Below are 20,729 nucleotides of genomic sequence, written 5' to 3' on the forward strand. Positions count from 1 at the left end.
CGGCGGCTGTGCTATAATCTGGGTATTCGGATGAAGGGGAGATAGGGATGGCGGCAACGGTGCTGGTCGCGGACGACGAACGGGATATTACCGACGTCTGCCGAAGATACCTGGAGCGCGAAGGGTTCGAGGTGCTCGTCGCGGACGACGGCGATGAGGCGCTGCGGCTCTGGCGGTCGAGGCGCCCGGATCTGCTCGTGCTGGACCTCATGATGCCGGGCATGTCGGGTTGGGACGTCTGCACCGCCGTCCGCGACGAAGAGGACGTGCCGATTATCATGCTGACCGCAAGGGGCGAGGAGAGCGATCGGCTGCTCGGCTTGACGCTTGGCGCGGACGACTACTTGACCAAGCCGTTCAGCCCCCGCGAACTGGTGCTCCGCGTTCGCAATATTTTGCGCAGGACGGCGCCCGCCGCCGCGCCCGCAGACAAGCTGGCGCAGCCGGAAGAAGGCCTTCACTTCGAAGGCCTTTCCCTTTATCCGGCCCAGCGCAAGGTGAAGGCGGGCGGACGGGACGTGGAGCTCACGGCCACCGAGTTCGATCTTCTGGAATGGTTCGCGCGCCATCCGGGCCAGGTCTTTTCGAGAAGCCAGCTGCTGAGCCGGGTGTGGGACATCGCCTTCGAAGGCGATTCGACCACGGTCACCGTGCACATGCGCAGGCTGAGAGAGAAGATCGAGCCGAACCCTTCCAAGCCGGCATGGCTCAAAACGGTATGGGGCATCGGCTACCGGTTCGAAGGGCAGCCCGTCGAATGAGGGGCCGGACGGTAAAGCTGCGCACTTATCTTCTAATATCCAACGCCGTCAGTTTGGGCGTTATTTTAGCCGTCTTGTTCTATTGCTACAGCCGCATGCTGCTCAGCGCGCCGACGTTCATCTGGCTGGGCGGTGCCACGTTGCTGGCCGGCGTCCTTTCGTTCGTCCTCCACTTCGCGCTGATCGTGCCGCTTGCCCGCGCGGCGAACCGGATCGGGGAAGCGTCAGGCAAGATCGCTTCGGGCGAGCTCGGCACGGAGGTGCCCATCGTGGGGCCGGCCGAGTTCCGTCTATTGGCGGAGCGGTTCAACGCGATGAGCCGACAGCTGAAGGCAAGCTTCGAAAACGTGACGAAGTCTGAGTCCTCGCGCAGGGAGCTCGTAGCGAACGTCGCGCACGACCTGCGCACGCCGCTCGCGCTGCTGCAGTCTCACTCCGAGGCGCTGCTGGACGGGGTCGTCGAAGACGAGACCGCGCGAGGCGGTTATCTTCAAGTCATTCGCAAGGAATCGATACGGCTGGGGCGCCTGGTCCAGGATCTGTTCGACCTGTCGAAGCTGGACGCTGGCTCGGACCCCTTCGAGCCTAGGCCCGTAGCGCTCGAAGACGTGCTGATCGATACGCTGAACGTCTACAGGCCGAAGCTGGAGGAGAAAAATCTGGAGGTTGTCGTAAAGCTTCCCGAGCCGTCCCCGGTCGTGTGGGGCGTAGAGAGCGAGCTGCGCCGGATCGCGGCCAACCTGCTCGACAACGCGATTCGGCATTCCCCGAACGGGGGATGCATCGAATGGCGGGCCGCGATCGAGGAAGGCGGCATGGTCTCGATCGCGCTCAGGGACGAAGGGGACGGCGTGCCGGAGGCGGAGCGGGACCGGATTTTCGAGCGGTTTTACCGGTCGGACCGGAGCAGGCGGCGCGAGGGCGGGGGCGCCGGTCTCGGCCTCTCGATCGCCAAGACGCTCACGGAGCGGCATGGCGGCGAGATCGGCGTGGCGCCGGCGGGAGACGGAGGAAGCGAATTTCGATTTACGCTGAAGCTGGCCGACGCCGGAGGCGTTACGGCCCTCGGCCGGAGGAGGGATGCAGAAGATGAAGGAGCGTAAACGGGCGGGCCTCGGCAAGCAGCTGGCGGAGCTGCACCGCTGGAATGCATGGCTGGTCGTCGCGCTGGCGGTCAGCGGATTGATTCTGTCCTGGGGCGCGGCGAGAGGGTGGCTTGGCGAAGGGCGCGTGTGGATCAAGCAGCTGCACATCTACATCGGTCTCATCACGGGCATCGTGCTCGTCCTTTACGCGCCGCTGCTCAAGCGACATCTGAAGCAGCTTCGGGGCAGGCCGGGGCAGCGTGGCAATCTGGCGTTCGTCGTCTTCCTGCTGCTCGGCTGGCTGGCTTCGGGCATCGTGCTCTGGCAGCTTCGCCATCTGCCGCCGCGCTGGGCGACGAACGCGCTTGTCATTCACGATCTGCTGACGTGGGTGGGCCTGCCGTACGCGGCATATCACTCGATCACCCGGATGCGTTGGGCGAAAAAACCGCAGCGGCGAGCCGTCCGCTCGGACGATAGCGCGGAGACGGCTGGCGGTTCGGACACGAAGCGTCCGTATGCCGGCGGTCTGCATCCGGCCGCGAGCCCGCAGCCGTGGATGACGCGCCGCCAGTTCATCCGGAGCGCTGTCGGCGTGGCGTTAGCCGCAGCGGTGCTGCCGTCCTTCTTCCGCTGGATGGGCGGCAGCTTGAGTCTGACCTCCGGCTCGGGCAACATCGCCGCGGACGAGACGGACGCGAATCGCATGCTTCCTGCGCCGCAGCCGCTGCCGGACTCGGCGAACGTCATCGGCGGCGGTGCCAAAGGCAGCTTTCGCGTTTATACGGTGACGCCGCTCCCGCATTTCGATTCGGACACTTGGCGCTTCACGATCGACGGTCTGGTCGACAAGCCCGCGACGTGGACATGGGAGCAGTTCCTCGCGATCAAGCGCAAGGTGCAGGTCAGCGACTTCCACTGCGTCACCGGCTGGTCGGTGTACGGCAACACGTGGGAAGGCATCCCGCTCGCGCAGCTGCTGGACGCAGCGGGCGTGCGGGCGAACGCGCAGTTCGTGAAGTTCTATTCCGGAGACGGCGAATACACCGACGCCCTGTCCCTCGAGCAGGCGCGGATGAAGGACGTCCTGGTCGCCGTGCTCCACGACGGCAAGCCGATCCACCGCGATTACGGCGGTCCGGTCCGCCTGATCGTGCCGGGCATGTACGCGTACAAATCGGTCAAATGGCTGGACCGGATCGAACTGATCGACAAGCCTCACATCGGATATTGGGAAGAACGGGGCTACGACAACGACGCATGGGTGAAGGCCTGACGGCCCTCACCCTGTCGCTAAGCTATCCCGATCGTTACTTTGACGCCTCGGCGCCTGCGGCCTTCCGGTCTGCAGACGCCTTTTTCATGAGCGCTTCCGCCTGGGGTTGGATCGCCGAGAAGGCTTCGTCCGCCGACGACTTGCCTTCCGCGACATCGCGGATGAGCCCGTTCACGAGCTCGGCGAACGACTCGTCGAAGCCGGCGGGGCCTTGCTCGGCGCCGTAATATAAGTTGTAGACCGAATTGGTCGGACGCAGTGCGTAGAACGGCTTGTAGTCCGGATCTTGCTTCCAATCGGGATAATCCTTTTTGGACGGACAGGTCCATGCCGCCAATCCCGCTCCCGAGTCCCGCCTTGGCCTTGCCGACGCGTTCCGACATGAAGAAGGAGAGCATCTGCCAAGCTTCTTCGGCGTGCGTGGAGGAGGCGGGAATAGCGAACAACTGGTAGAGCTGAACTTCTCCGCCGATCCCGGGATCGGAGCTGCGGGCAGGCGCCGTCACGACGCCGTATTCGAACTTGGGCTTCGCCGAAGCTTTGAGGTTAAAGAGCAAGTTGTCATTGTCGATGGTAATCGCCGCGTTTCCCTTCTTGAACAGATCGACCGATTCCATCGCCGCCTGATCATAGTACGTCGTGCCGTTTTCTTCGCGCTCTTCGGGCCATGTGGCGACGAACGTGCCGCGCTTGTAGGCGGCGGCAAGCTGCTTGAACAGCCGCTCCCAACCGGGCGTGTCGAACGTCACCGTACCGGTCTTCGCGTCTGCGTACTTCAGGCCCTCGGTGCCGGCGATCTGCCGCAGCAGATCGAAGGGGCCGCGCAGCCACGGGATGTGCAGGCCGATCTCGTCCTTTTCCCGGCGCTTGTCCTGCATGACGCGGTCGGCGAGCGCGATCGTCTGCTCCCAGGTCATGCCGTCCGTCGGATAAGGGATGTCGAGCCGGTCGAAGATGTCTTTGTTGAAGTACATCGCGTCTGCATGAAAAGCGGGACCGATCGCATAGAGCGGACCGCCGTCTTCGCCGCGCAGAAAGTCCAGGACGCCGGGCGTTACGTTGTCGGTCAGCTTGGTCTTGTTCCGGGAGGCGAGCTCGTCGAGATTTTGCAGCTTGTCCGCCTTGCGCAGCAAACTGAAGTCCGAACTGTTCAATATCATCAGATCGGGCTTCTCTCGATCCATGAATTCGGCGATCTTCTTTTCGTCGTATGTCTGATAATCGTTATCCGCCTGAAGGGGCACGAACTTGACCTCCCAATCGGGAAATCCGGCTTCGATAAAGTCTCTGAATTGCAGGTCATACGTATAAGGCTGGCAGCAGGCGACGGTGAGCGTCTTAGGCTCGGACACGGGCCGGGCGACCTGCATGCATCCAGTGAGCGTCGCGAACAGCAGAATCAGCGCGAATGTTGCGGCGAGCGGTCTCATGGCGTTCCTCCCGTCGAGGCCGTGCTGCCGGATCTGGCGGCGGCGAGCTTTTCCTCGGCCATCGCCTGCATCGCCTTGAGCAGAGCGGGCACGTCAAGCGCTTCGTCGCCGAGGTTTTGGGTCCGTTTGTAGGCTTCGCTCCAGGCGGCATTGACCAGTTCTTTGTAGACGGGATCGGCGTTTCTCTCGGCGACCTCGAGTACATAAGCCGGATCGACCGCCGTGCGGTAAAATACGGCGGAGCGTTCGCTTTCCTTCGCTTCTTCCGCAGCCACGGTGGGCAGCGTCGATCCGTAATTAAAGCGGACTAACCGATTCGCTTGCGAAGGAGACATGATATATTTCAACAGCTCCCACGCGGCATCGGCGCTTGCCGCATTTCCCGGAATCGCAAATACATACGGAATTTCAAACGCGGCGTCCGTGCCTCGGCTGTCTGCGCTTGCCGGCGGAGACAGGGCGATCCAATCGTCTGCGGCAAGCCCGAGCTCTTTGCCTGCCTCGCTTATATTTCTAAAGTAGGCGTTCGAATTGTACGTCATCGCCGAGTGCCCGGTGAGGAACGGATCGTGCTTGTACAGTTCCGCCATCGCGATGTTGCCCTTCCACTTGACCTCGGGCTCATCGTTGATCCAGCCGTCGAGGTGTCCCTCCGCCAGCTTCGTCCACAAGGTCGTCCACGCCGGCGTATCGATCGCGGCTTGGCTCAGCGAAGCGTCCGCATAGCGCAGCCCCTGGCCGGCGCCGATGGCGGCGGCTTCGAGCGACAGAGTCGTGTTGTAGCCGAAGCTCAGGCCGTAGACCGGCTTTCCGCTTTTTTTGCACCCCGTCGAATTTTATGGCGAGATTCATGACCTCCTCCCACGTCATGCCTTCCGTTGGCTCGGGAATGCCGTATTCCCGGAACAGCTTGCGATTGTAATACAACGCATGCCCGGTGAACTCAGGCGCATAGCCATACAGCTGTCCGCCGCCCGCTTCGCGCAGCGTCTGCTTGACGGCGCTCTGCCAGCTGTCGTCGGATACTTTATCTCGCTTCATCCAAGCGTCCAGCGGCTTCAGCAGGCCGGCGGCCGACAGCTCGGGCAAATAGGCGAGCGGGACCTGCACCAAGTCGGCGTGACTTTTTTTGCAGCTGCGCTTTGAACGTGTCTATGCCCGGCGTCAGATCGAATACATTGGCAGTTTTGCCGGGATAATCGGAGTATTCGAATCTCACGGACGGATGTCTGATGATAAATGGCTGTCCGTAAGTGGACACAAAGCTGCCTTTGTCCCAATACATAATGTTCAGCGTCGTCGTCTCCGTCTCGCTGATAACCGGCTTCGCCGCTTTTTCGTGCGTAAATAGCGCTGTCAGATCGCCCCGGAAGACTATCGCTCCCGCGATCAGCAGCGCGACGACGGAGGCCGCGGCGGCGCTTCGTCTGCGCCTGGCGCGTCGTTCCAGCATCTTGATGCGCTCCTTCACTTTTTTGATCGTCGGGGTGCCGAAGCCGCCGGAGCCGAGCGGCAGGTCCGACAGCGTGCGTTCCCAGCGGTCGCGATCGTCTTTCATGCTCGCCCGCTCCCTTCTTCGTCGTCTTCGCGCCCGTGTTCGAACTTCTTGTTCATCGCGGTCCGCGCCCTGTGAATGCGCGACTTGACCGTTCCCTCCGACACCTGGAGCAGCTCGGCGATCTCGGCCATGCTCAGGCCGTGGTGCGCCTGGAGCAGCAGGCTCTCCCGCAGCTTGCGCGGCAGCTCCATGACCGTCCGCCAGATTTCCCGCTGCCGATAGGAGCCGAGCCATTCGTTCTCCGCGGACATCTGCGATTCGCGGACCGGCATGACCGCCGGCAGGCGAATGCGGCGATACCAGGCCGATTTGAAGTAATCCAGCGCGGTATTTCGCGTGATCTTCAGCAGCCAGGCGCGGGCTCCCGATTCGCCGCGGAGCGTGTGCAGGCTCTGGTACGCCTTGACGAATACGTCCTGCGCGATGTCCTCCGCCGTCTCCCGCTTGCCTGTCATAAAAAAAGGCGTAATTCCACACGTCGCGGCCGTAAGTGAGCATGAGCTCCTCCAGCACGGCGTCGCGGTCGACGCCTCCGGTCATATGCTTCAAATAATCGTGATCCAACGCGTCCACCTCTTCTCCTCGACGGCCGCAGCCGTTCCGGAGCCCCTATGCATTCTATTTTTCATAGTAGCCTTCCGGCGCCGTACGGGGAAGACCGCTTCGCATTCTCCTTTGCCCGATGATCGTGCGGCCGGCACATCTAAGGAACGAGGAGCAGGGGGAAAAGTTCCCTGTTCGATTGTCGAATTTTTCATCGGTTTGATCGTTGTGGAGGAGGCGGGGGGTATGGTAGGGTAGAGAGACTTTTTGGCGGGAACGGCAAACAGAGCGGCATAGGGGCCGCTCTGTCGAAATTCGGATCGGATGGAACGCGTCGCGTCAGTCGGTCTTTTTCTTTTTTTGCGGCGTCGGGGCGACGGACTTCGTGTTCTCCAGCGTGTCGTTTACGAATGCCATGTCTTGATTTTTGGCCGCCATCGCCTTCGTTCCCTTGTAATTGCCTTTATGGCTGTCGTTCTCCATGGTAATCCCTCCTTGGGTTCGTTCGAAAATGTAGGCGAAGCGGCGACCGCCGGCAAGGCCGCAGCGCCTCGCACAGCATAGGTTAACCGAATTAAAGGGGCTGTTATCCACCATGTCACGCACATCCAAGCGACAGTCGTTAGTCGTAGTTTTCATCGTTTTCGCGGTGGCGCTCGCGCTGACTGCCTGCCGCGGCGCGGGGCCTGCCGAGCCGGTCGCCGCGCCATCCGCGGTCGCGGAGCCAACAGAGACCGGGGGCGCGCCGCCATCGGGCAGGGCTGTCGCCGGCGACGCTGCGGCTTTGATCGAGCAAGCCCGCGCGGCTATGTCGGACATCGGGCGCTATGCATTTACGCTTCATCTCGTTCAAAAGCTGAGCGGAGGAGCCGCGGCCGACTCGGTTTTCGAGGTGAACAACGCGGGCAAGGTCGAGCGTTCGCCGCTCAAGCTCGACCAGACGATTGCCAGCGTCCAGGACGGGGAAAAGTCGTCGCTGCGCGCGATCCTCGTGCCGGATGCCTATTACGTATACGACCCTTCTTTTGAAGAATGGGGCAAGCTGTCCAGCGAGCAGGCGGCGGATATCGCGCGGACGCTGTCCGATTATCAGACCGATCCGGCGGCGGCGCTGGCTTCAGCCGCTTCGCTCGGCGCCGGGCTGTCATCCGATAGCGAGGCGGGGCGCGACGTCGTCCGCTACGAAGGGAAAGGGCCCGAGGCGCTGGCGTTTCTCAAGCACATTCTGGAGGGGACGCTCGACCTTAATAGCCTGGACGAAGCGGTACGGCGCAGCATTAAGCTCAAGTCGCTGTCCGCCAGTTTCACGTTAGATGCGGCCACGCACTTGCCGCTCGCCTATCGCGTCGAGTCGGAGATGACGATCGAATACGAGCCGGGTTCGCCGTCCGAGCTCAGCCAAGTATTTGAAGGCACCTATGCCAAACACGGGGCGACCGAGGCGATCGCCGTTCCGGAAGCGGCGCTTGCGGCGCCGGAGCTCGATCCGCCGATCGACGATCCGGCGGCGACCGAGGGGGATCTGGGGACGCTGGACGAATTGAACGGGCCGGAAGGATCGGATTCGTATTGAGTCCGTCGGGTCGTCAGCTTGGCAGGCTGAGGTTGTCGTCAAGGTGGACGCAGGTCCCGGCCTTCCGTTATAATGTCTGAAGTATAATTGAACCGTGAACGGCCGTCCGGCGCTACTCCGCGAGGGCCGCGCGAAGTCAGGAGTGTTTAGCGAATGCCACTGTCCTGTGGTATCGTCGGCCTGCCCAACGTCGGCAAGTCGACTTTATTCAATGCCATCACCCAAGCGGGTGCCGAGATGGCCAACTATCCGTTCTGCACGATCGACCCGAACGTCGGCGTCGTCGAAGTTCCGGACGAGCGCCTGCAGAAGCTTGCCGATATCGTCACGCCCAACCGGATCGTGCCGACCGCCTTCGAATTCGTCGACATTGCCGGCCTGGTCAAGGGCGCGAGCCGCGGCGAGGGTCTGGGCAACAAGTTCCTGGCCAACATCCGCGAAGTCGACGCCATCGTGCACGTCGTGCGCTGCTTCGTCGACGAAAATATTACCCACGTATCGGGCAAGATCGATCCGATCAACGATATCGAGGTCATCAATCTGGAGCTGATCCTGGCGGACATCGACTCCGTCGAGAAGCGCATGGACCGCTCCCGCAAGAACATGAAGGGCGGGGACAAGAAGTACGCCCAAGAGGTCGAGGTGCTCGAGCGCATCCACGCCGCGCTGCTCGAAGAGAAGCCCGTCCGCAGCGTCGAGCTGTCGGACGAAGAGCGCATGCTCGTGCGAGATCTGCACCTGCTGACGATCAAGCCGGTGCTGTACGCGGCCAACGTGAGCGAGGGCGAGGCGGCGAACGCCGACGCCAACGAGTACGTGCAGCGCGTCCGCGAATTCGCGGCGGCCGAAGGCTCCGAGGTCGTGCCGATCAGCGCGCGCGTCGAGTCCGAGATCGCCGAGCTCGAAGGCGAGGACCGCGAGATGTTCCTCGAGGAGCTCGGCTTGACCGAGTCCGGTCTCGATCGTCTCATTCGGGCGGCCTACAAGCTGCTCGGCCTGTACACGTACTTCACGGCCGGCGTGCAGGAAGTGCGCGCCTGGACGATCCGCAAAGGCACGAAGGCGCCGCAGGCGGCCGCCGTCATCCACACTGACTTCGAACGCGGCTTCATTCGCGCCGAGGTCGTGTCGTACGAGGACCTGGTGAACGCGGGGTCCATGAACGCCGCCAAGGAAAAGGGCCAGCTTCGGCTCGAAGGCAAGGAATACGTCGTCGCCGACGGCGACGTCATGCATTTCCGGTTTAACGTATAAGCGAGTTGCGCCGCAGCGCGCAGGGAAAAGCCCAGGCGGGATGCCTGGGCTTTTTGCCTGCGGGTTTGCGGTATAGGTTGCGGGATTGCAGTATATAAGTTACGGGATTGCGGTATAGGTTGCGGGATCGTGGTATGGATTGCGGGTTTGCGGTATAGGTTGCGGGATAGTGGTATGGGTTGCGGGTTTTCGGTACAGATTGAGGGTTTGCGGTACAGGTTGCGGGATTGCGGTAAGGGCAGGTTTATAGGGCAGGTGTGAGGACGGGGGGCTGAGATACACGGTTTTTCCGTGCAACTCTGCTCCTGGACCGATTAAAACCGCGAGATACACGGTTTTTCCGTGCAACTCTGCTCCTGGACCGATTAAAACCGCGAGATACACGGATTTTCCTTGCAACTCGGCTGCTTGACCAGCCAAAGCCGCGAGTTATGCGGCCCCGCCGCACGACGCGCCTCCCGCTTTCATCATGCAACGACTCTCTCCCGCGCGAAACCTCCCGTGCCGAGCGCCGCCGCCCAATAACTTGCGAAGCTTTTGAATACAATAACAGCGGCCCTAATCGTCCAGATAGGTCCGATTGAACTTGGCGAGCAGCTCGCCGAAGCGGGTCCGCTCGTCCTCGGACCAGTCCTTCAGCAGCTCGTCGATCCGCTCGGTGCGCTGCTGGCGCGTCTCCTCCAGCATGCGGCGTCCTTCGTCCGTAAGCTGGTAAAAGTAGGCCCTGCCGTCTTCCGGATCGGGCATTTTGTAGACGTAGCCTTTTTGCTCGAGCGCGGACGTCTGCCTGCTGACTGTGGAGATGTCGAGGCGGAATTCCTCCGCGAGCGCCTTGACGCCGGCAGAGCCGTGCGACTCGATCTGGCCGAGCAGCAAATAGGCGGAGCGATCGAGCGTTCCGAACTTGCGGCCGGTCGAGATCGAAGTGAGGCGTCGAATCAGAAGGGCGATCTCGAGCTCGATGCTGGTATTCGTTTCGTGACTCACGGATCTCACCACCTTGCTGCTTTTCTGTTCCCCATCGTACCACATGCCGCGGGCATTTCAAGCTGAAGCCGTGGCAAAGGGATTGACTTTTCGCAAAGTAGTTGTATAATACACTTAAATGTTTAGTTTTGCAATACAACTAAATGGAGGGGCTTCGCATGCTAGCTCAAGACATTATGATCAAGCAGGTGTACAAGGTCAAAGAGAGCGACACCGTACGCCGCGTGATCGAAAGGTTCATCGAGCACGGAATCAGCGGGCTGCCCGTCGTCAACGATCGCAACGAGATCGTCGGTTATGTCAGCGACGGCGACGTCATGCGGTACATCGGCAAGCACGAGGACCGGTACGTCGACTTTTTTTTACGCTTCCATCCTGATCCAAGGGGATAACGAGCAGTTCGAAGAACGCGCCCGCAGGCTGCTGGACCTGAACGTCATGTCCATCGCCAAGACCAAGGTGGTCAAGGCCATGTGGGACGACGAGGTCGAGAATATCGCGGCCATGCTGGGCAAAAAGCAGATCAAAAAGGTACCTGTGGAACGGGACGGCGTGCTGGTCGGCATCATCAGCCGCGGCAATGTCGTTCGACACGCGTTCGAGAATTTGCTATAAGACAAATCGCCGCAGCGTTCACATTTCATAACCAAAAGGGGACCTTCATCTCATGTCATCCACATCCAAAGCATCCCCGGCCGCATCCCCGTTGGCGCCGGAAGGAAGCTTGCTGAAGCAGCCGCGCGCCGTATGGGCGGTCGGCTTTGCCTGCGTCATCGCGTTCATGGGCATCGGTCTCGTCGACCCGATCCTGCCCGCCATCGCCAAACAACTGGAAGCTTCGCCAAGCGAGGTTTCGTTGCTGTTCACCAGTTATAATGCCGTCATGGCCGTCATGATGCTCATCACAGGCGTCATTCAGTCCCGTCTCGGCATGAAAGGGACGCTGTTGGCCGGTATCGTCATCATCGCGATATTCGCCGCCTTGGGCGGCGCTTCCAATGGGATCTGGGCGCTGATCGGTTTGCGCGGCGGCTGGGGCCTCGGCAACTCGCTGTTCGTCGCGACCTCGCTGACCGCCATCGTCACGCTGTCGACGGGCAGCGTCGCCCGGGCGATCATTCTGTACGAAGCCGCGATCGGCCTTGGCATCTCGGTCGGACCGCTCATCGGCGGCGAGCTCGGATCGATCTCCTGGCGCGGCCCGTTCTTCGGAGTCGCCGTGCTCATGGTCATCGCCTTCGTCTCGCTTGCGCTCACGATGCCCAAGGTCAAGAAGCCTGCGGCAGCGGCTGGCCGTCCCAAGGCGTCCCTCGCCGATCCTTTTCGCGCGCTGAAGCATCGCTCGCTGCTCGTGTTCGGCCTAGGCGCTTGTCTTTACAACTTCGGCTTCTTCACCCTGCTGGCGTACGCGCCGCTCGTGCTGGACCATTATTTCGGGTACGACGCGCACGGTCTCGGTTATATTTTCCTCGGCTGGGGCGTCCTGCTTGCCGTCACTTCGGTATTCATGGCGCCGGTACTCCAGCGCAAGTTCGGCACGCTCAAGTCAATGTACGCCATGCTGACGCTGTTCGGCCTCGTGCTGTTCGCGATGGGCGTCTGGACGACGACCGAATGGGTCGTCGTAGGCGCGATCGTGTTCGCCGGCGCGCTGCTTGGCAACAACAACACGCTCATTACGACGGCGGTCATGAACGCCGCGCCCGTCGAACGTCCGACGGCATCCGCCGCGTACAGCTTCCTGCGCTTCATCGGCGGCGCGATCGCGCCTTACTTCGCCGGCAAGCTCGCCGAATGGTACAATCCGCACGTGCCGTTCGTCGTCGGGGGGCGCTTTCGTGCTGGCGGCCGTCGTCGTCATCATGCTGAACCAACGTCACTTGATGCACGTCGACAAAGCCGGCGCGCACTGATCCGCCATCGTTATCGGCCGTTTCCCTGCCTTTCGGGAGACGGCCGTTTTTGATCCCGTGCAACCTTTCCTGTCGGCTGCTCGTCTGGGGAAATGTGCAAGACAAGCCTGACTTGCCTGTTGTCACCGCCGCCGATCGGGCGGCTTCGTGTCAAGGCAACGCAACGCAACCTAGAGAGGAGCATCACTCATGAATCTTAAAAAGAAATCCGTTATTTTTCTGACCGCCGCCGGCATTCTCGGCGCTTCCGCGCTCGCCGGCGCTTCCGGCCTCACGCAGAAGGTCAGCGGCCTCCTGCGCTCCGACATTCAAGTATCCGTCAACGGAGCCGCGTACGGCTCGATTCAGCCGGTCTATATCAACGGGAAGGCTTATGTGCCGCTGCGCGATACCGCCGGCGCGCTGGGCTACGAGCTCACCTGGAATCAGCAATCCAAGCAGTTCGACTTGACGCCGAAGAAGGAGGAGCAGGCGCCCGTGGACGCTTATATTTTGAATACCGGCGTCGTGACGGACGCGCAGACGGCGAACGGCCTGACGAGCTTGAACGTTATGGGCAAAGGCGCGGCAGGAACCTTCGATTGGATCGTCGCCAAGGTGGACAAGGACACGGTCATCGTGGACGAGTCCGGCGCCGCCAAGACGGCTGCCGACCTTAAGGCCGGTTCGCGCGTCGCCGTCGAATACGGTCCGATGGTCGCCTTGAGCTTCCCGGGCCAATCGCATGCGGCCAAGGTCACGCTGCTCGGCGAGCGGTCGATCAAGGAAGATAAAGTCGGCGCCGTCAACAAGACGGACGGCGGCTTCCAGATTCAGCTCGGTTCGGGAACGGGCGATGCAGCCATCTCCAATCTGGTGCTGAACGTCGGCGCGGACACGTTGATCGTGACGTCGATGGGCGAGCCGGTCAAGGCCGAGGATATCAAGGTGGGCGACAAGGTGCTGGCGTACTATGGCCCGGCGACCACGCGCAGCATCCCGCCGCAGAGCGCGGCGGACACGATCGTCGTGCTGCCGGCGGACGCGCAATAACCGAACAGAGGACGCAAGTAATACGAGCTTAAGCGGAACGGTCCCGACGGGGCCGTTTCTTTTTTTGAGCGAGCCTCTGCCCTGCCGTGGGAGCGGCGGATGTGAGGCGGCGCCGATCTTGCTATAATCGATCTACGAGTTTTTATCATCGATCAACGGAAAGAAGCTATGCGAATATGCGAAGATTAAGCGAAAATCACCAGGCCGGCGCGTCTTTGTCCGACGTGAAGCTGTCCCGGGTGCTGTTGTTGTTCAGACCGTACGTCGGCCAGTTGACGTTTATCCTGCTGCTCTCGCTTGCGGCGACGCTGGCCGGGCTGGCAGCTCCCCTCGCCACCAAAGAGCTCGTCGACCAGGCGATACCGCAGAAGGATGCGGGCCTCCTGCTGCTATTCGCGGGACTCATGGCCGCAAGTCCGCTCGTCAAGGGCGTTTTGAACGTCTGGCAGACCCACTTGAACAACAAAGTCGGCCAGAGCGTCATGCGGGACCTGAACGACCGGCTCTTCCGCAATTTGCAGCGGCAGTCGATGTCGTTCTTTACGAGATCTCGAACGGGCGAGATCGTCCAGCGCATCTCGGGCGACGTGCAGGCCGTGCAAGGCGCCATCACGGGCACGATCGTCACCGCGATCACCCAGTTGGTCACCTTGATTGCGACCGTCGTCATCCTGCTTCGGCTCGATTGGCGGCTGGCGCTCGTTTCAATGGTCGTCATTCCGGCGCTGCTGCTGCCTGCCAGGCGAATCGGGGCGCTGCGCAAGTCGCTCCGGCTGCGCGTGCAAACGCTGCGGGGCGAGATGTCTTCCCACCTATCGGAGACGTTCGGCGTGTCGGGCGCGCTGCTGACGCGAATCTACGGACGGGAAGAAGCGCAGGTCCGCAAGTTCGGAGAGATGAACGACACGGTAAAAAGCATGGAGCTGCGGCTCGGCCTCATCGGCAGATGGTACGGGATGGCGGCGGGCGTGTCGAATCCGGTGGCGACGGCGATCGTCTATTTGTACGGCGGCTGGCTCGTCATTCACGGCGGCCTATCCATCGGCTCGGTCATCGCGTTCGCCGCGTTGACCGGCCGCATGTACGAGCCGGTGTCCGGCCTGCTTGGCGTACATCTCGACTTGTCCGCGGCGATGGGGATCTTCCAGCGCATCTTCGAGTATCTCGATCTGAAGCCGGAGGTCGCGGACGCGCCGAATGCCCAGCCGCTGCAAAGAGGGGGCGGACTGGTGGCGTTTGAAGGCGTGTCGTTCGCGTACGCCTCGGGCGGGGCGGCCGTGCTGAAGGAGATCGATCTGACTGCGCGCCCCGGGCAATTGCTCGCGCTGGTCGGACCGAGCGGCGCGGGCAAGACGACGCTGGCGGGCTTAGTGGGCCGGCTGTACGATCCAACGAAAGGGACCGTGAGGATCGACGGCCGTGACGTTCGCGGCGTGACGCTGGCGTCGCTGCGCGAGCAGATCGGCTACGTGACGCAGGAGCCGTTCTTGTTTTACGGCACGATCGCGGACAATCTTCGGTTTGCAAAAGAAGACGCGACGTTAGCGGAAATGGAATCGGCGTGCCGGCAGGCCTATATCCACGACGTGATCGCCGGACTGCCGCAGGGGTACGACACGAAGGTGGGGGAGCGGGGGCATCGGCTCTCGGGCGGCGAACGCCAGCGGATCGCGATCGCGCGGGCGATTCTGAAAAATCCGCGCATTCTCGTGCTGGACGAGGCGACCTCGCATTTGGACTCCCGATCGGAGGCGTACGTGCAGGAGGCGCTCGACAGCCTGATGGCCGGGCGAACGACGATCGCCATCGCGCATCGCCTGTCCACCGTCCGCGCCGCGGACGCGATCGCGGTGATGGACCGCGGCCGCATCGTCGAGTTGGGCGCCCATGAGGAGCTGCTGGAGCGTGACGGCCTCTATGCCAAGCTGTACCGCACGCAGTTCGCGGAGACGCCGGCGGGAGCTGCGGAGTAGTTTGTAAACGCGGCATGGAGGAGCGGCTAAGAAGAGAGGCCAAGGAGGGGCATAACGGGCGGCGATCGTGCCTGTATGCGACTATCGCCGCCAATTCGAGCGAGATGGCGGCGGAGTTAGGGCCCGTATGCGCTTATCGGCGCCTTTCAGAGCGCCTTCGAGGTCGGTGGGGCTGAGATAGCCGAAAAAACCGGCTAACGGAGCCGGGTTCGGGGATGGTGGGGTGAGATAGCCGGAAAAATCGGTTAACGGTCCGGGTACGAGGTTGGTGGGGCCGAGATAGCCGAAAAAACCGGCTAACGGAGGCGGGTACGGGGGCGCTGGGGCAGAGATAGCCGAAAAAGTCGGCTATCTCTGCTCGGCACTTCAGACAATCGGCGGCTCCATGCCTATGTCGGACCATTCCTCGCGCGAAGGTCCGTACAAGCCCGGCACGCGCAAGCCTGCCTGCCGCATCAGCACGGTCATCTGCCCGCGGTGATGCACCTCGTGCTGGATCACGACGCGCAGCGTCAGGCCGTTCGGCCATTGCTCGCCGTACATGTCGCTCGACGCCGCCAGATTCGCGTCCGTCCACTGCCCGCGTACCGCCTCGGCGACCTCGCGCGCGGTCCGCGCATAGGCCGCCGCGATCTCCGCTGCGGACGACGGAACGACATGCTCGTCGCCAGGCGCCGGCAGCGTGAGTCCCGTACGCACCAGCATCTCCTGCGGGCTGCAGGTCAAATGCCAGGCGAGCCGGCCAAGCGTACGGAAGCCTTCGCCTACGCTTTGGGACAGCGACGCATCGGTCAGCTCCTCCAGCAGTTGACGCGTGCCCGCGGACAGTCTTTCCCACTCCTGAATGAAACTCTCGATACGCGTAAACATCATCATCAGCCTCCATGGATCAACGGCTGCCGCCTATCGGTGAAGACGGCCGCTCTGTACGTTGCCCGTCCAGCGTATCACCTTGCCGCTGACAACTGCGTGTCAGCGGCCGGATAGAGCCGCAGCACTTCGGCTGCGCATTCGCGAACGGCCGCGGCCAGTTCCGGCGGCGATACGACGTAAGCGCTCGTGCCGAATCCGAGCAGCCACAGGTGCAGCCAAGGCTCGTCCGGCTGTGCCGAGCGCACGAGCAGGGAGCCATCCGGCAGATCCTCCATGCCGTGCGTGCCGTCGAGCGATCCGAAGTAATCCTCCGCACGCGTCCGCGCGACCGGCGCAAACCGGATAACGATATCCTTGACGCCAGCGCAGGCCCCGTTCGACATATTGCTCCATGTAAGCGGCCGCGATTCCGGTTCCTCCCGGCGCTCGAACGTCTCGTCCGTCCGCGTCAATTCTCTTACGCGGGACAGCCGAAACAATCGGAAATCCTCCCGGATCAGGCAGTACCCGTACACGTACCAGACCAGCCCCTTGAGCACCAAACGAACCGGTTCGCAGCGGCGCTCCGAGCGTTCGCCGGCCATGTCCGTGTAGACGAAGCGTACGATGAACCGATCCCTGACCGCTTCCCGGAGCAGTGCGACCTTCGCCTTGTCCTGCGTGCCGCCGCCCCAAGGGTTAATGTCGATGACCATCTGCTCCGATGCGTCCGCTAGACGGTCATGCTCCGTCCCGGACAGCATCGCGCCGACTTTATCCAGCAGTCTGCCGATCTCCCGTTCTTCCAGCGTCGGCTGGATGCCCTTTAACGCGATGACCATCGCCTGCAGCTCCTCGAGCGTGAGGAACTGTCGCTCCAGCCGGTAACGCTCCATAATCTCGTAGCCGCCGCCTTCGCCTGCATACGAAACGATGGGGATGCCCGCCTGGCAGAGCGTCTCCATATCGCGGTAAACGGTCCGAAGCGACACTTCGAACCGGTCGGCAAGCTCCTTGGCGCCGATCCGCCGCCTGCCCAACATCAGCATCGTAATGGCCAGCAACCGGTCGAGCTTCATGCGGTGATCTCTCCTTTGCGCTTGCCTAGGCGCGCTGCCTTGGCTTGCCCGGTTTCCTGTGTTTGCCCGAGCTCTTGCATCCGGGCTCGATTCGAATCCCCGTCCGGCGCGCCTGCCCTTGCCCCGGCTGCGCGCGGACCCGCGCCGACATCCTGCGCCGGTCCGCCTTCGCCGTCGCCTTGGCCCGCGCCGACTTCCAGCACCGGTCCGCCTTCACCTTGGCCCGCCGGGCTGCCTTCGCCCTCGCTCGCCGAACCGCCCGCAGCTGCCCGCGCGCCGGCCAACTCCTCCAGGAACAAAGCCAGCGGCCGGCTTACATAGGCATCCCTGCGCATGACGAAGTACGTCCGGATCCGGTTATACGGCTCCGGCAGATGATGCACGCGCAGCGCGCCCTCCGCCGCCGCTTTGGCGACGACGCTGAGGGGGGAGCAACGAAATGCCGAGCCCGGCGGATACGCCGCCGACGATCGCCTCCAGCGTGCCGAACTCCATGATCCGGGGCTGCGACCAGGCGCGATCCCTAGTCCAGCTTTCCAACACGGACCGGTAGTAGCAGCCGTCCGTGAACACAAGCATGGGCGCGCCGGCGAGCGTGTCCGTCTCGATATGCTCCGCCGCGGACACCAGGACGATTTCCTCGTCGAACGCGGGCACGGCGACGATCTCGTCCTCCGGCCACGGTCCCGCCAGAAATCCGCCGTCCGCTTCATAGCGCAGCACTTTTTCCAATACGGCCGACGAATGACCCGTCGAGAGCGACAGCTCGACATCCGGATAAAGGCGATGATAGCCGGCGAGCAGCGTCGGCAGCCGCACGGCCGCGCAGCTCTGCGTAGAGGCGATCGCGAGCGGCCCGAGCGGTCCTTCCAGCGACGACACGGCTTTGGCCGCCTCGTCCAGCAGGCCGACGATCCGCCCTGCGTAGTCCAGCAGCAGCTTGCCGTCGCCCGTCAGCGTCATGCCCCGGTTGTGGCGGTGGAACAGCGGCTTGCCCAGATCGGTCTCCAGCTGGCGGATGCGCGCGGTCACGTTCGATTGCACATAACCGAGCTTGGCCGCCGCGGCCGTCACCGTCCCCTCAAGCGCCACAGCCCGAAACACGCGCAAGTCCCCGCTCTCCATTCGCGTCACCCTCCTTTTTAGCTATCACTTTGAATGATGTCAGTCATGATTTATTTCTATTTTATTTGAACGCGCATCGCGATTACAATCGTTTTTATCAAACGAATCCGCGAAGGAGAGAATACCCGATGAATCCCAAAGCCTATGCCTCGCTGATTCTCGTGACCACGTTAACGATGGGGCTCGCGTTTCCGGTCGGCCGGATCGGCCTCGACTATGCGCCGCCTTTTCTGCTGATGAGCATTAGATTCGTGGCTGCCGGTCTGATTATGGCGGCATTCACCGCGCGCCGGCTCAAACCGAAGGACATCTCTTCCTGGCTGCGCATCGCGCTGATCGGCTCGCTGAACTCCGCCGGCGTCATGGGATGCAGCTATTACAGCATGCGGTGGATCACGTCCGGCGAGTCGGCGATCCTCATTTTCGTGAATCCGCTGCTCGTCATCTTGTTCGGCGCGCTGTTCATGAAGGCCAGGTACAGAAGCCTCCAGTGGGCTGGCGTAGCGCTCGGCTTCGCCGGCGTCTTCTGCACGATGGGCGCGCATCTGTCGATGAATCCCGGCACGCTCATCTCGCTGCTCGGCGCCTGCTGCTTCGCTGCGGCATCGCTGCTCGTCAAACGGTGGGGGCAGGCGTTCGACACTTGGGTGCTCACCGGTTACCAGATGCTGTTCGGCGGCATCGTGCTCGGCCTATTGAGCGCGTTGTTCGAGCATCCGCACATCCATTTCGGCAGCGGGTTTTATTTCTCGCTCGTCTGGCTCGTGCTCGTTAACTCGATCCTGCAATTTTCCGGGTGGTCCTACCTGCTTCAGCGGGGCGACCCTGCAAAGACGAACGCGTTCCTGTTTCTGGCGCCGTTCTTCGGCGTCATCGGCGGGGCGGTGCTGATCGGCGAACCGCTCCATGCTTACGTGGCGGCGGGAGGCGCGATGATCTGCGCGGGCATATTTCTGGTCAACTGGCGGGGAACGGCGCCGCGAAGCGTCTCGACGACGGCCCGAGGGGCTTGAATCCGTCGCGCGCCGGTACTTGCAACGGTATGATATAATGGTGAGACTACGATTACGATTACCGGAGGTTGGTTGAAGTGCTGGATCGTCTGCAGGCACTGGCGGACCGATACGAAAAGCTGAGCGAGTTATTGTGCGACCCGGACGTGATGAACGATTCGGCCCGGCTGCGCGCGTATGCGAAGGAACAATCGGACCTGCAAGAGCCGTATCAGGCTTACGTGGAATATAAGCAAGTGTCGGAGCAACTGACCGACGCCAAGGCGATGCTCGAAGACAAGCTGGACGACGAGATGAAGGCCATGGTCAAAATGGAGATCGAGGAGCTCGCCGCCCGCAAAGAGGAACTGGAGGAGCTGGTGCGCGTCCTGCTGCTGCCCAAGGATCCGAACGACGACAAGAACGTCATCGTCGAGATCCGGGGCGCGGCCGGCGGCGAAGAGGCGAACCTGTTCGCCGCGGAGCTGTACCGGATGTATGCCAAGTACGCCGACAGCCAGGGCTGGCGCACCGAGCTGCTCGAAGCGAGCGTGAGCGACCTCGGCGGCTTTAAGGAAGTTATTTTCACCATCAACGGCCAGGGCGCTTACAGCAAGATGAAGTTCGAGAGCGGCGCCCACCGCGTGCAGCGCGTGCCCGAGACCGAGTCCGGCGGCCGGATTCATACGTCGACCTCGACCGTCGTCGTCATGCCGGAGGCCGAAGAACTGGACATCGAGATTTTGGACAAAGACATCCGCGTGGATACGTTCTGCTCGAGCGGCGCAGGCGGACAGTCGGTCAATACGACCAAGTCGGCCGTGCGCGTGACGCACATCCCGACCGGCATTATCGCCACCTGTCAGGACGGCAAGTCCCAGAACGACAACAAGGCGAAGGCGCTTCAGGTGCTCCGCACCCGGATCATGGACATCAAGATTCAGGAGGAGACCGCCAAGTACGCGGGCGAGCGCCGCGAGAAGGTCGGCACCGGCGACCGCAGCGAGCGCATCCGTACGTACAACTTCCCGCAGAGCCGCGTCACCGATCACCGCATCGGCCTGACGCTGCACAAGCTCGACTCCGTGCTGAACGGCGAGATGAACGAGATCGTGCAGGCGCTGTCGATCGCGGAGCAGGCGGAGCTGCTCGAGAAGGAAGGCATGGCGTCGAGTCATTAAAATGAAGTCGAGTCATTAAAGTGAATTTGAAGACATCTCACCTTTAACGGGTCGGCTGTCTTCTTTTTTTTGGATTTATGTGCCGGCGAATGCCGTTTCCCGAAATGAAGTTTTG

The 20,729-nt window shown here is 62.2% G+C and carries 18 protein-coding genes and 3 pseudogenes; 11 read left to right on the forward strand and 10 right to left on the reverse strand.

Annotated features, from left to right (window positions below; genetic code table 11):
- Positions 1-47 precede the first annotated feature (47 nt).
- Genes OMP38_RS29075 through OMP38_RS29085 form a run of 3 tightly spaced genes read left to right on the forward strand, consistent with a single transcriptional unit; the run spans position 48 to position 3,122 of the window.
- Entirely contained in the window at positions 48-761 is a 714-nt protein-coding gene (locus tag OMP38_RS29075; protein ID WP_277568181.1) for a response regulator transcription factor, read from the forward strand.
- Positions 758-1,864 (forward strand): sensor histidine kinase, encoded by a 1,107-nt coding sequence (locus tag OMP38_RS29080; RefSeq protein WP_277568182.1) that lies wholly within the window; start codon positions 758-760, stop codon positions 1,862-1,864. The genes OMP38_RS29075 and OMP38_RS29080 overlap by 4 nt, the downstream gene beginning before the upstream one ends.
- A complete protein-coding gene (locus tag OMP38_RS29085; protein WP_338130692.1) occupies positions 1,851-3,122 on the forward strand; it encodes a molybdopterin-dependent oxidoreductase in 1,272 nt (423 codons plus the stop codon). The genes OMP38_RS29080 and OMP38_RS29085 overlap by 14 nt, the downstream gene beginning before the upstream one ends.
- 17 nt (positions 3,123-3,139) lie before the next feature.
- Here OMP38_RS29085 and OMP38_RS29090 read toward each other — a convergent pair whose 3' ends face one another.
- From OMP38_RS29090 to OMP38_RS29115, 6 genes are all read right to left on the reverse strand, one after another.
- Positions 3,140-4,552 (reverse strand): ABC transporter substrate-binding protein, encoded by a 1,413-nt coding sequence (locus OMP38_RS29090; protein ID WP_277568184.1) that lies wholly within the window; start codon positions 4,550-4,552, stop codon positions 3,140-3,142.
- Complete coding sequence (locus OMP38_RS29095) at positions 4,549-5,223, reverse strand: extracellular solute-binding protein (protein WP_277568185.1); 675 nt, start codon at positions 5,221-5,223, stop codon at positions 4,549-4,551. Before OMP38_RS29095 ends, OMP38_RS29090 begins: the two co-directional genes overlap by 4 nt.
- Positions 5,174-5,662 carry an extracellular solute-binding protein gene (locus tag OMP38_RS29100; protein WP_277568410.1) on the reverse strand — a complete coding sequence of 163 codons (489 nt, stop codon included), beginning with the start codon at positions 5,660-5,662 and terminating at the stop codon, positions 5,174-5,176. The genes OMP38_RS29095 and OMP38_RS29100 overlap by 50 nt, the downstream gene beginning before the upstream one ends.
- The gene (locus OMP38_RS29105) at positions 5,580-6,110 is read right to left on the reverse strand and encodes a hypothetical protein (RefSeq protein WP_277568186.1); all 531 of its coding nucleotides are present in this window, start codon (positions 6,108-6,110) and stop codon (positions 5,580-5,582) included. The genes OMP38_RS29100 and OMP38_RS29105 overlap by 83 nt, the downstream gene beginning before the upstream one ends.
- Positions 6,107-6,565, reverse strand: a complete 459-nt coding sequence (locus OMP38_RS29110; RefSeq protein WP_277568187.1) for an RNA polymerase sigma factor — start codon at positions 6,563-6,565, stop codon at positions 6,107-6,109. The genes OMP38_RS29105 and OMP38_RS29110 overlap by 4 nt, the downstream gene beginning before the upstream one ends.
- A gap of 427 nt (positions 6,566-6,992) precedes the next feature.
- Positions 6,993-7,136: a hypothetical protein gene (locus tag OMP38_RS29115; RefSeq protein WP_177244262.1), complete on the reverse strand. Its 144-nt coding sequence runs from the start codon at positions 7,134-7,136 to the stop codon at positions 6,993-6,995.
- Between the two features lie 112 nt (positions 7,137-7,248).
- On the opposite strand from OMP38_RS29115, the gene OMP38_RS29120 reads away from it, so the two are divergent.
- Positions 7,249-8,226, forward strand: coding sequence for a DUF6612 family protein (locus tag OMP38_RS29120; RefSeq protein WP_277568188.1), 978 nt, complete (start codon positions 7,249-7,251; stop codon positions 8,224-8,226).
- A 153-nt stretch (positions 8,227-8,379) separates the two neighbouring features.
- Positions 8,380-9,480 carry a redox-regulated ATPase YchF gene (ychF, locus tag OMP38_RS29125; protein ID WP_277568189.1) on the forward strand — a complete coding sequence of 367 codons (1,101 nt, stop codon included), beginning with the start codon at positions 8,380-8,382 and terminating at the stop codon, positions 9,478-9,480.
- Positions 9,481-10,038: 558 nt separating this feature from the next.
- Here ychF and OMP38_RS29130 read toward each other — a convergent pair.
- Positions 10,039-10,467, reverse strand: coding sequence for a MarR family winged helix-turn-helix transcriptional regulator (locus OMP38_RS29130; RefSeq protein ID WP_277568190.1), 429 nt, complete (start codon positions 10,465-10,467; stop codon positions 10,039-10,041).
- A 158-nt stretch (positions 10,468-10,625) separates the two neighbouring features.
- On the opposite strand from OMP38_RS29130, the pseudogene OMP38_RS29135 reads away from it, so the two are divergent.
- From OMP38_RS29135 to OMP38_RS29150, 4 genes and pseudogenes are all read left to right on the forward strand, one after another.
- Positions 10,626-11,082 (forward strand): annotated as a pseudogene (locus tag OMP38_RS29135) (CBS domain-containing protein).
- A gap of 52 nt (positions 11,083-11,134) precedes the next feature.
- Positions 11,135-12,380: pseudogene (locus OMP38_RS29140) on the forward strand (MFS transporter).
- A gap of 189 nt (positions 12,381-12,569) precedes the next feature.
- Positions 12,570-13,412 carry a stalk domain-containing protein gene (locus OMP38_RS29145; protein ID WP_277568191.1) on the forward strand — a complete coding sequence of 281 codons (843 nt, stop codon included), beginning with the start codon at positions 12,570-12,572 and terminating at the stop codon, positions 13,410-13,412.
- Positions 13,413-13,588: 176 nt separating this feature from the next.
- Positions 13,589-15,385, forward strand: coding sequence for an ABC transporter ATP-binding protein (locus OMP38_RS29150; protein WP_277568192.1), 1,797 nt, complete (start codon positions 13,589-13,591; stop codon positions 15,383-15,385).
- Between the two features lie 366 nt (positions 15,386-15,751).
- Here OMP38_RS29150 and OMP38_RS29155 read toward each other — a convergent pair whose 3' ends face one another.
- The 3 genes and pseudogenes from OMP38_RS29155 to OMP38_RS29165 all read right to left on the reverse strand — a co-directional run.
- Complete coding sequence (locus OMP38_RS29155; RefSeq protein WP_277568193.1) at positions 15,752-16,255, reverse strand: DinB family protein; 504 nt, start codon at positions 16,253-16,255, stop codon at positions 15,752-15,754.
- Between the two features lie 77 nt (positions 16,256-16,332).
- A complete protein-coding gene (locus tag OMP38_RS29160) occupies positions 16,333-17,316 on the reverse strand; it encodes a helix-turn-helix transcriptional regulator (RefSeq protein WP_277568194.1) in 984 nt (327 codons plus the stop codon).
- Between the two features lie 245 nt (positions 17,317-17,561).
- Positions 17,562-18,441, reverse strand: a pseudogene (locus tag OMP38_RS29165) (LysR family transcriptional regulator); the annotation flags it as partial.
- Between the two features lie 128 nt (positions 18,442-18,569).
- Here OMP38_RS29165 and OMP38_RS29170 point away from each other — a divergent pair.
- Entirely contained in the window at positions 18,570-19,454 is an 885-nt protein-coding gene (locus tag OMP38_RS29170; protein WP_277568195.1) for a DMT family transporter, read from the forward strand.
- 77 nt (positions 19,455-19,531) lie between these two features.
- Positions 19,532-20,614 carry a peptide chain release factor 1 gene (gene prfA, locus OMP38_RS29175; protein ID WP_277568196.1) on the forward strand — a complete coding sequence of 361 codons (1,083 nt, stop codon included), beginning with the start codon at positions 19,532-19,534 and terminating at the stop codon, positions 20,612-20,614.
- Positions 20,615-20,729: the final 115 nt, after the last annotated feature.

Origin of the sequence: Cohnella ginsengisoli (genome assembly GCF_029525555.1) — a bacterium.
Lineage (GTDB): Bacteria > Bacillota > Bacilli > Paenibacillales > Paenibacillaceae > Cohnella > Cohnella ginsengisoli.

Bases quoted from the DNA above. Each gene is read 5' to 3' on its own strand.
- OMP38_RS29145 (WP_277568191.1), top strand. From the start codon at position 12,570: ATGAATCTTAAAAAGAAATCCGTTATTTTTCTGACCGCCGCCGGCATT.
- OMP38_RS29080 (WP_277568182.1), top strand. From the start codon at position 758: ATGAGGGGCCGGACGGTAAAGCTGCGCACTTATCTTCTAATATCCAAC.
- OMP38_RS29090 (WP_277568184.1), bottom strand. From the start codon at position 4,552: ATGAGACCGCTCGCCGCAACATTCGCGCTGATTCTGCTGTTCGCGACG.
- OMP38_RS29160 (WP_277568194.1), bottom strand. From the start codon at position 17,316: ATGAAGCTCGACCGGTTGCTGGCCATTACGATGCTGATGTTGGGCAGG.
- OMP38_RS29155 (WP_277568193.1), bottom strand. From the start codon at position 16,255: ATGTTTACGCGTATCGAGAGTTTCATTCAGGAGTGGGAAAGACTGTCC.
- OMP38_RS29110 (WP_277568187.1), bottom strand. From the start codon at position 6,565: ATGACAGGCAAGCGGGAGACGGCGGAGGACATCGCGCAGGACGTATTC.
- ychF (WP_277568189.1), top strand. From the start codon at position 8,380: ATGCCACTGTCCTGTGGTATCGTCGGCCTGCCCAACGTCGGCAAGTCG.
- OMP38_RS29075 (WP_277568181.1), top strand. From the start codon at position 48: ATGGCGGCAACGGTGCTGGTCGCGGACGACGAACGGGATATTACCGAC.
- OMP38_RS29115 (WP_177244262.1), bottom strand. From the start codon at position 7,136: ATGGAGAACGACAGCCATAAAGGCAATTACAAGGGAACGAAGGCGATG.
- OMP38_RS29105 (WP_277568186.1), bottom strand. From the start codon at position 6,110: ATGAAAGACGATCGCGACCGCTGGGAACGCACGCTGTCGGACCTGCCG.
- OMP38_RS29120 (WP_277568188.1), top strand. From the start codon at position 7,249: ATGTCACGCACATCCAAGCGACAGTCGTTAGTCGTAGTTTTCATCGTT.
- OMP38_RS29170 (WP_277568195.1), top strand. From the start codon at position 18,570: ATGAATCCCAAAGCCTATGCCTCGCTGATTCTCGTGACCACGTTAACG.
- OMP38_RS29150 (WP_277568192.1), top strand. From the start codon at position 13,589: ATGCGAAGATTAAGCGAAAATCACCAGGCCGGCGCGTCTTTGTCCGAC.
- OMP38_RS29085 (WP_338130692.1), top strand. From the start codon at position 1,851: ATGAAGGAGCGTAAACGGGCGGGCCTCGGCAAGCAGCTGGCGGAGCTG.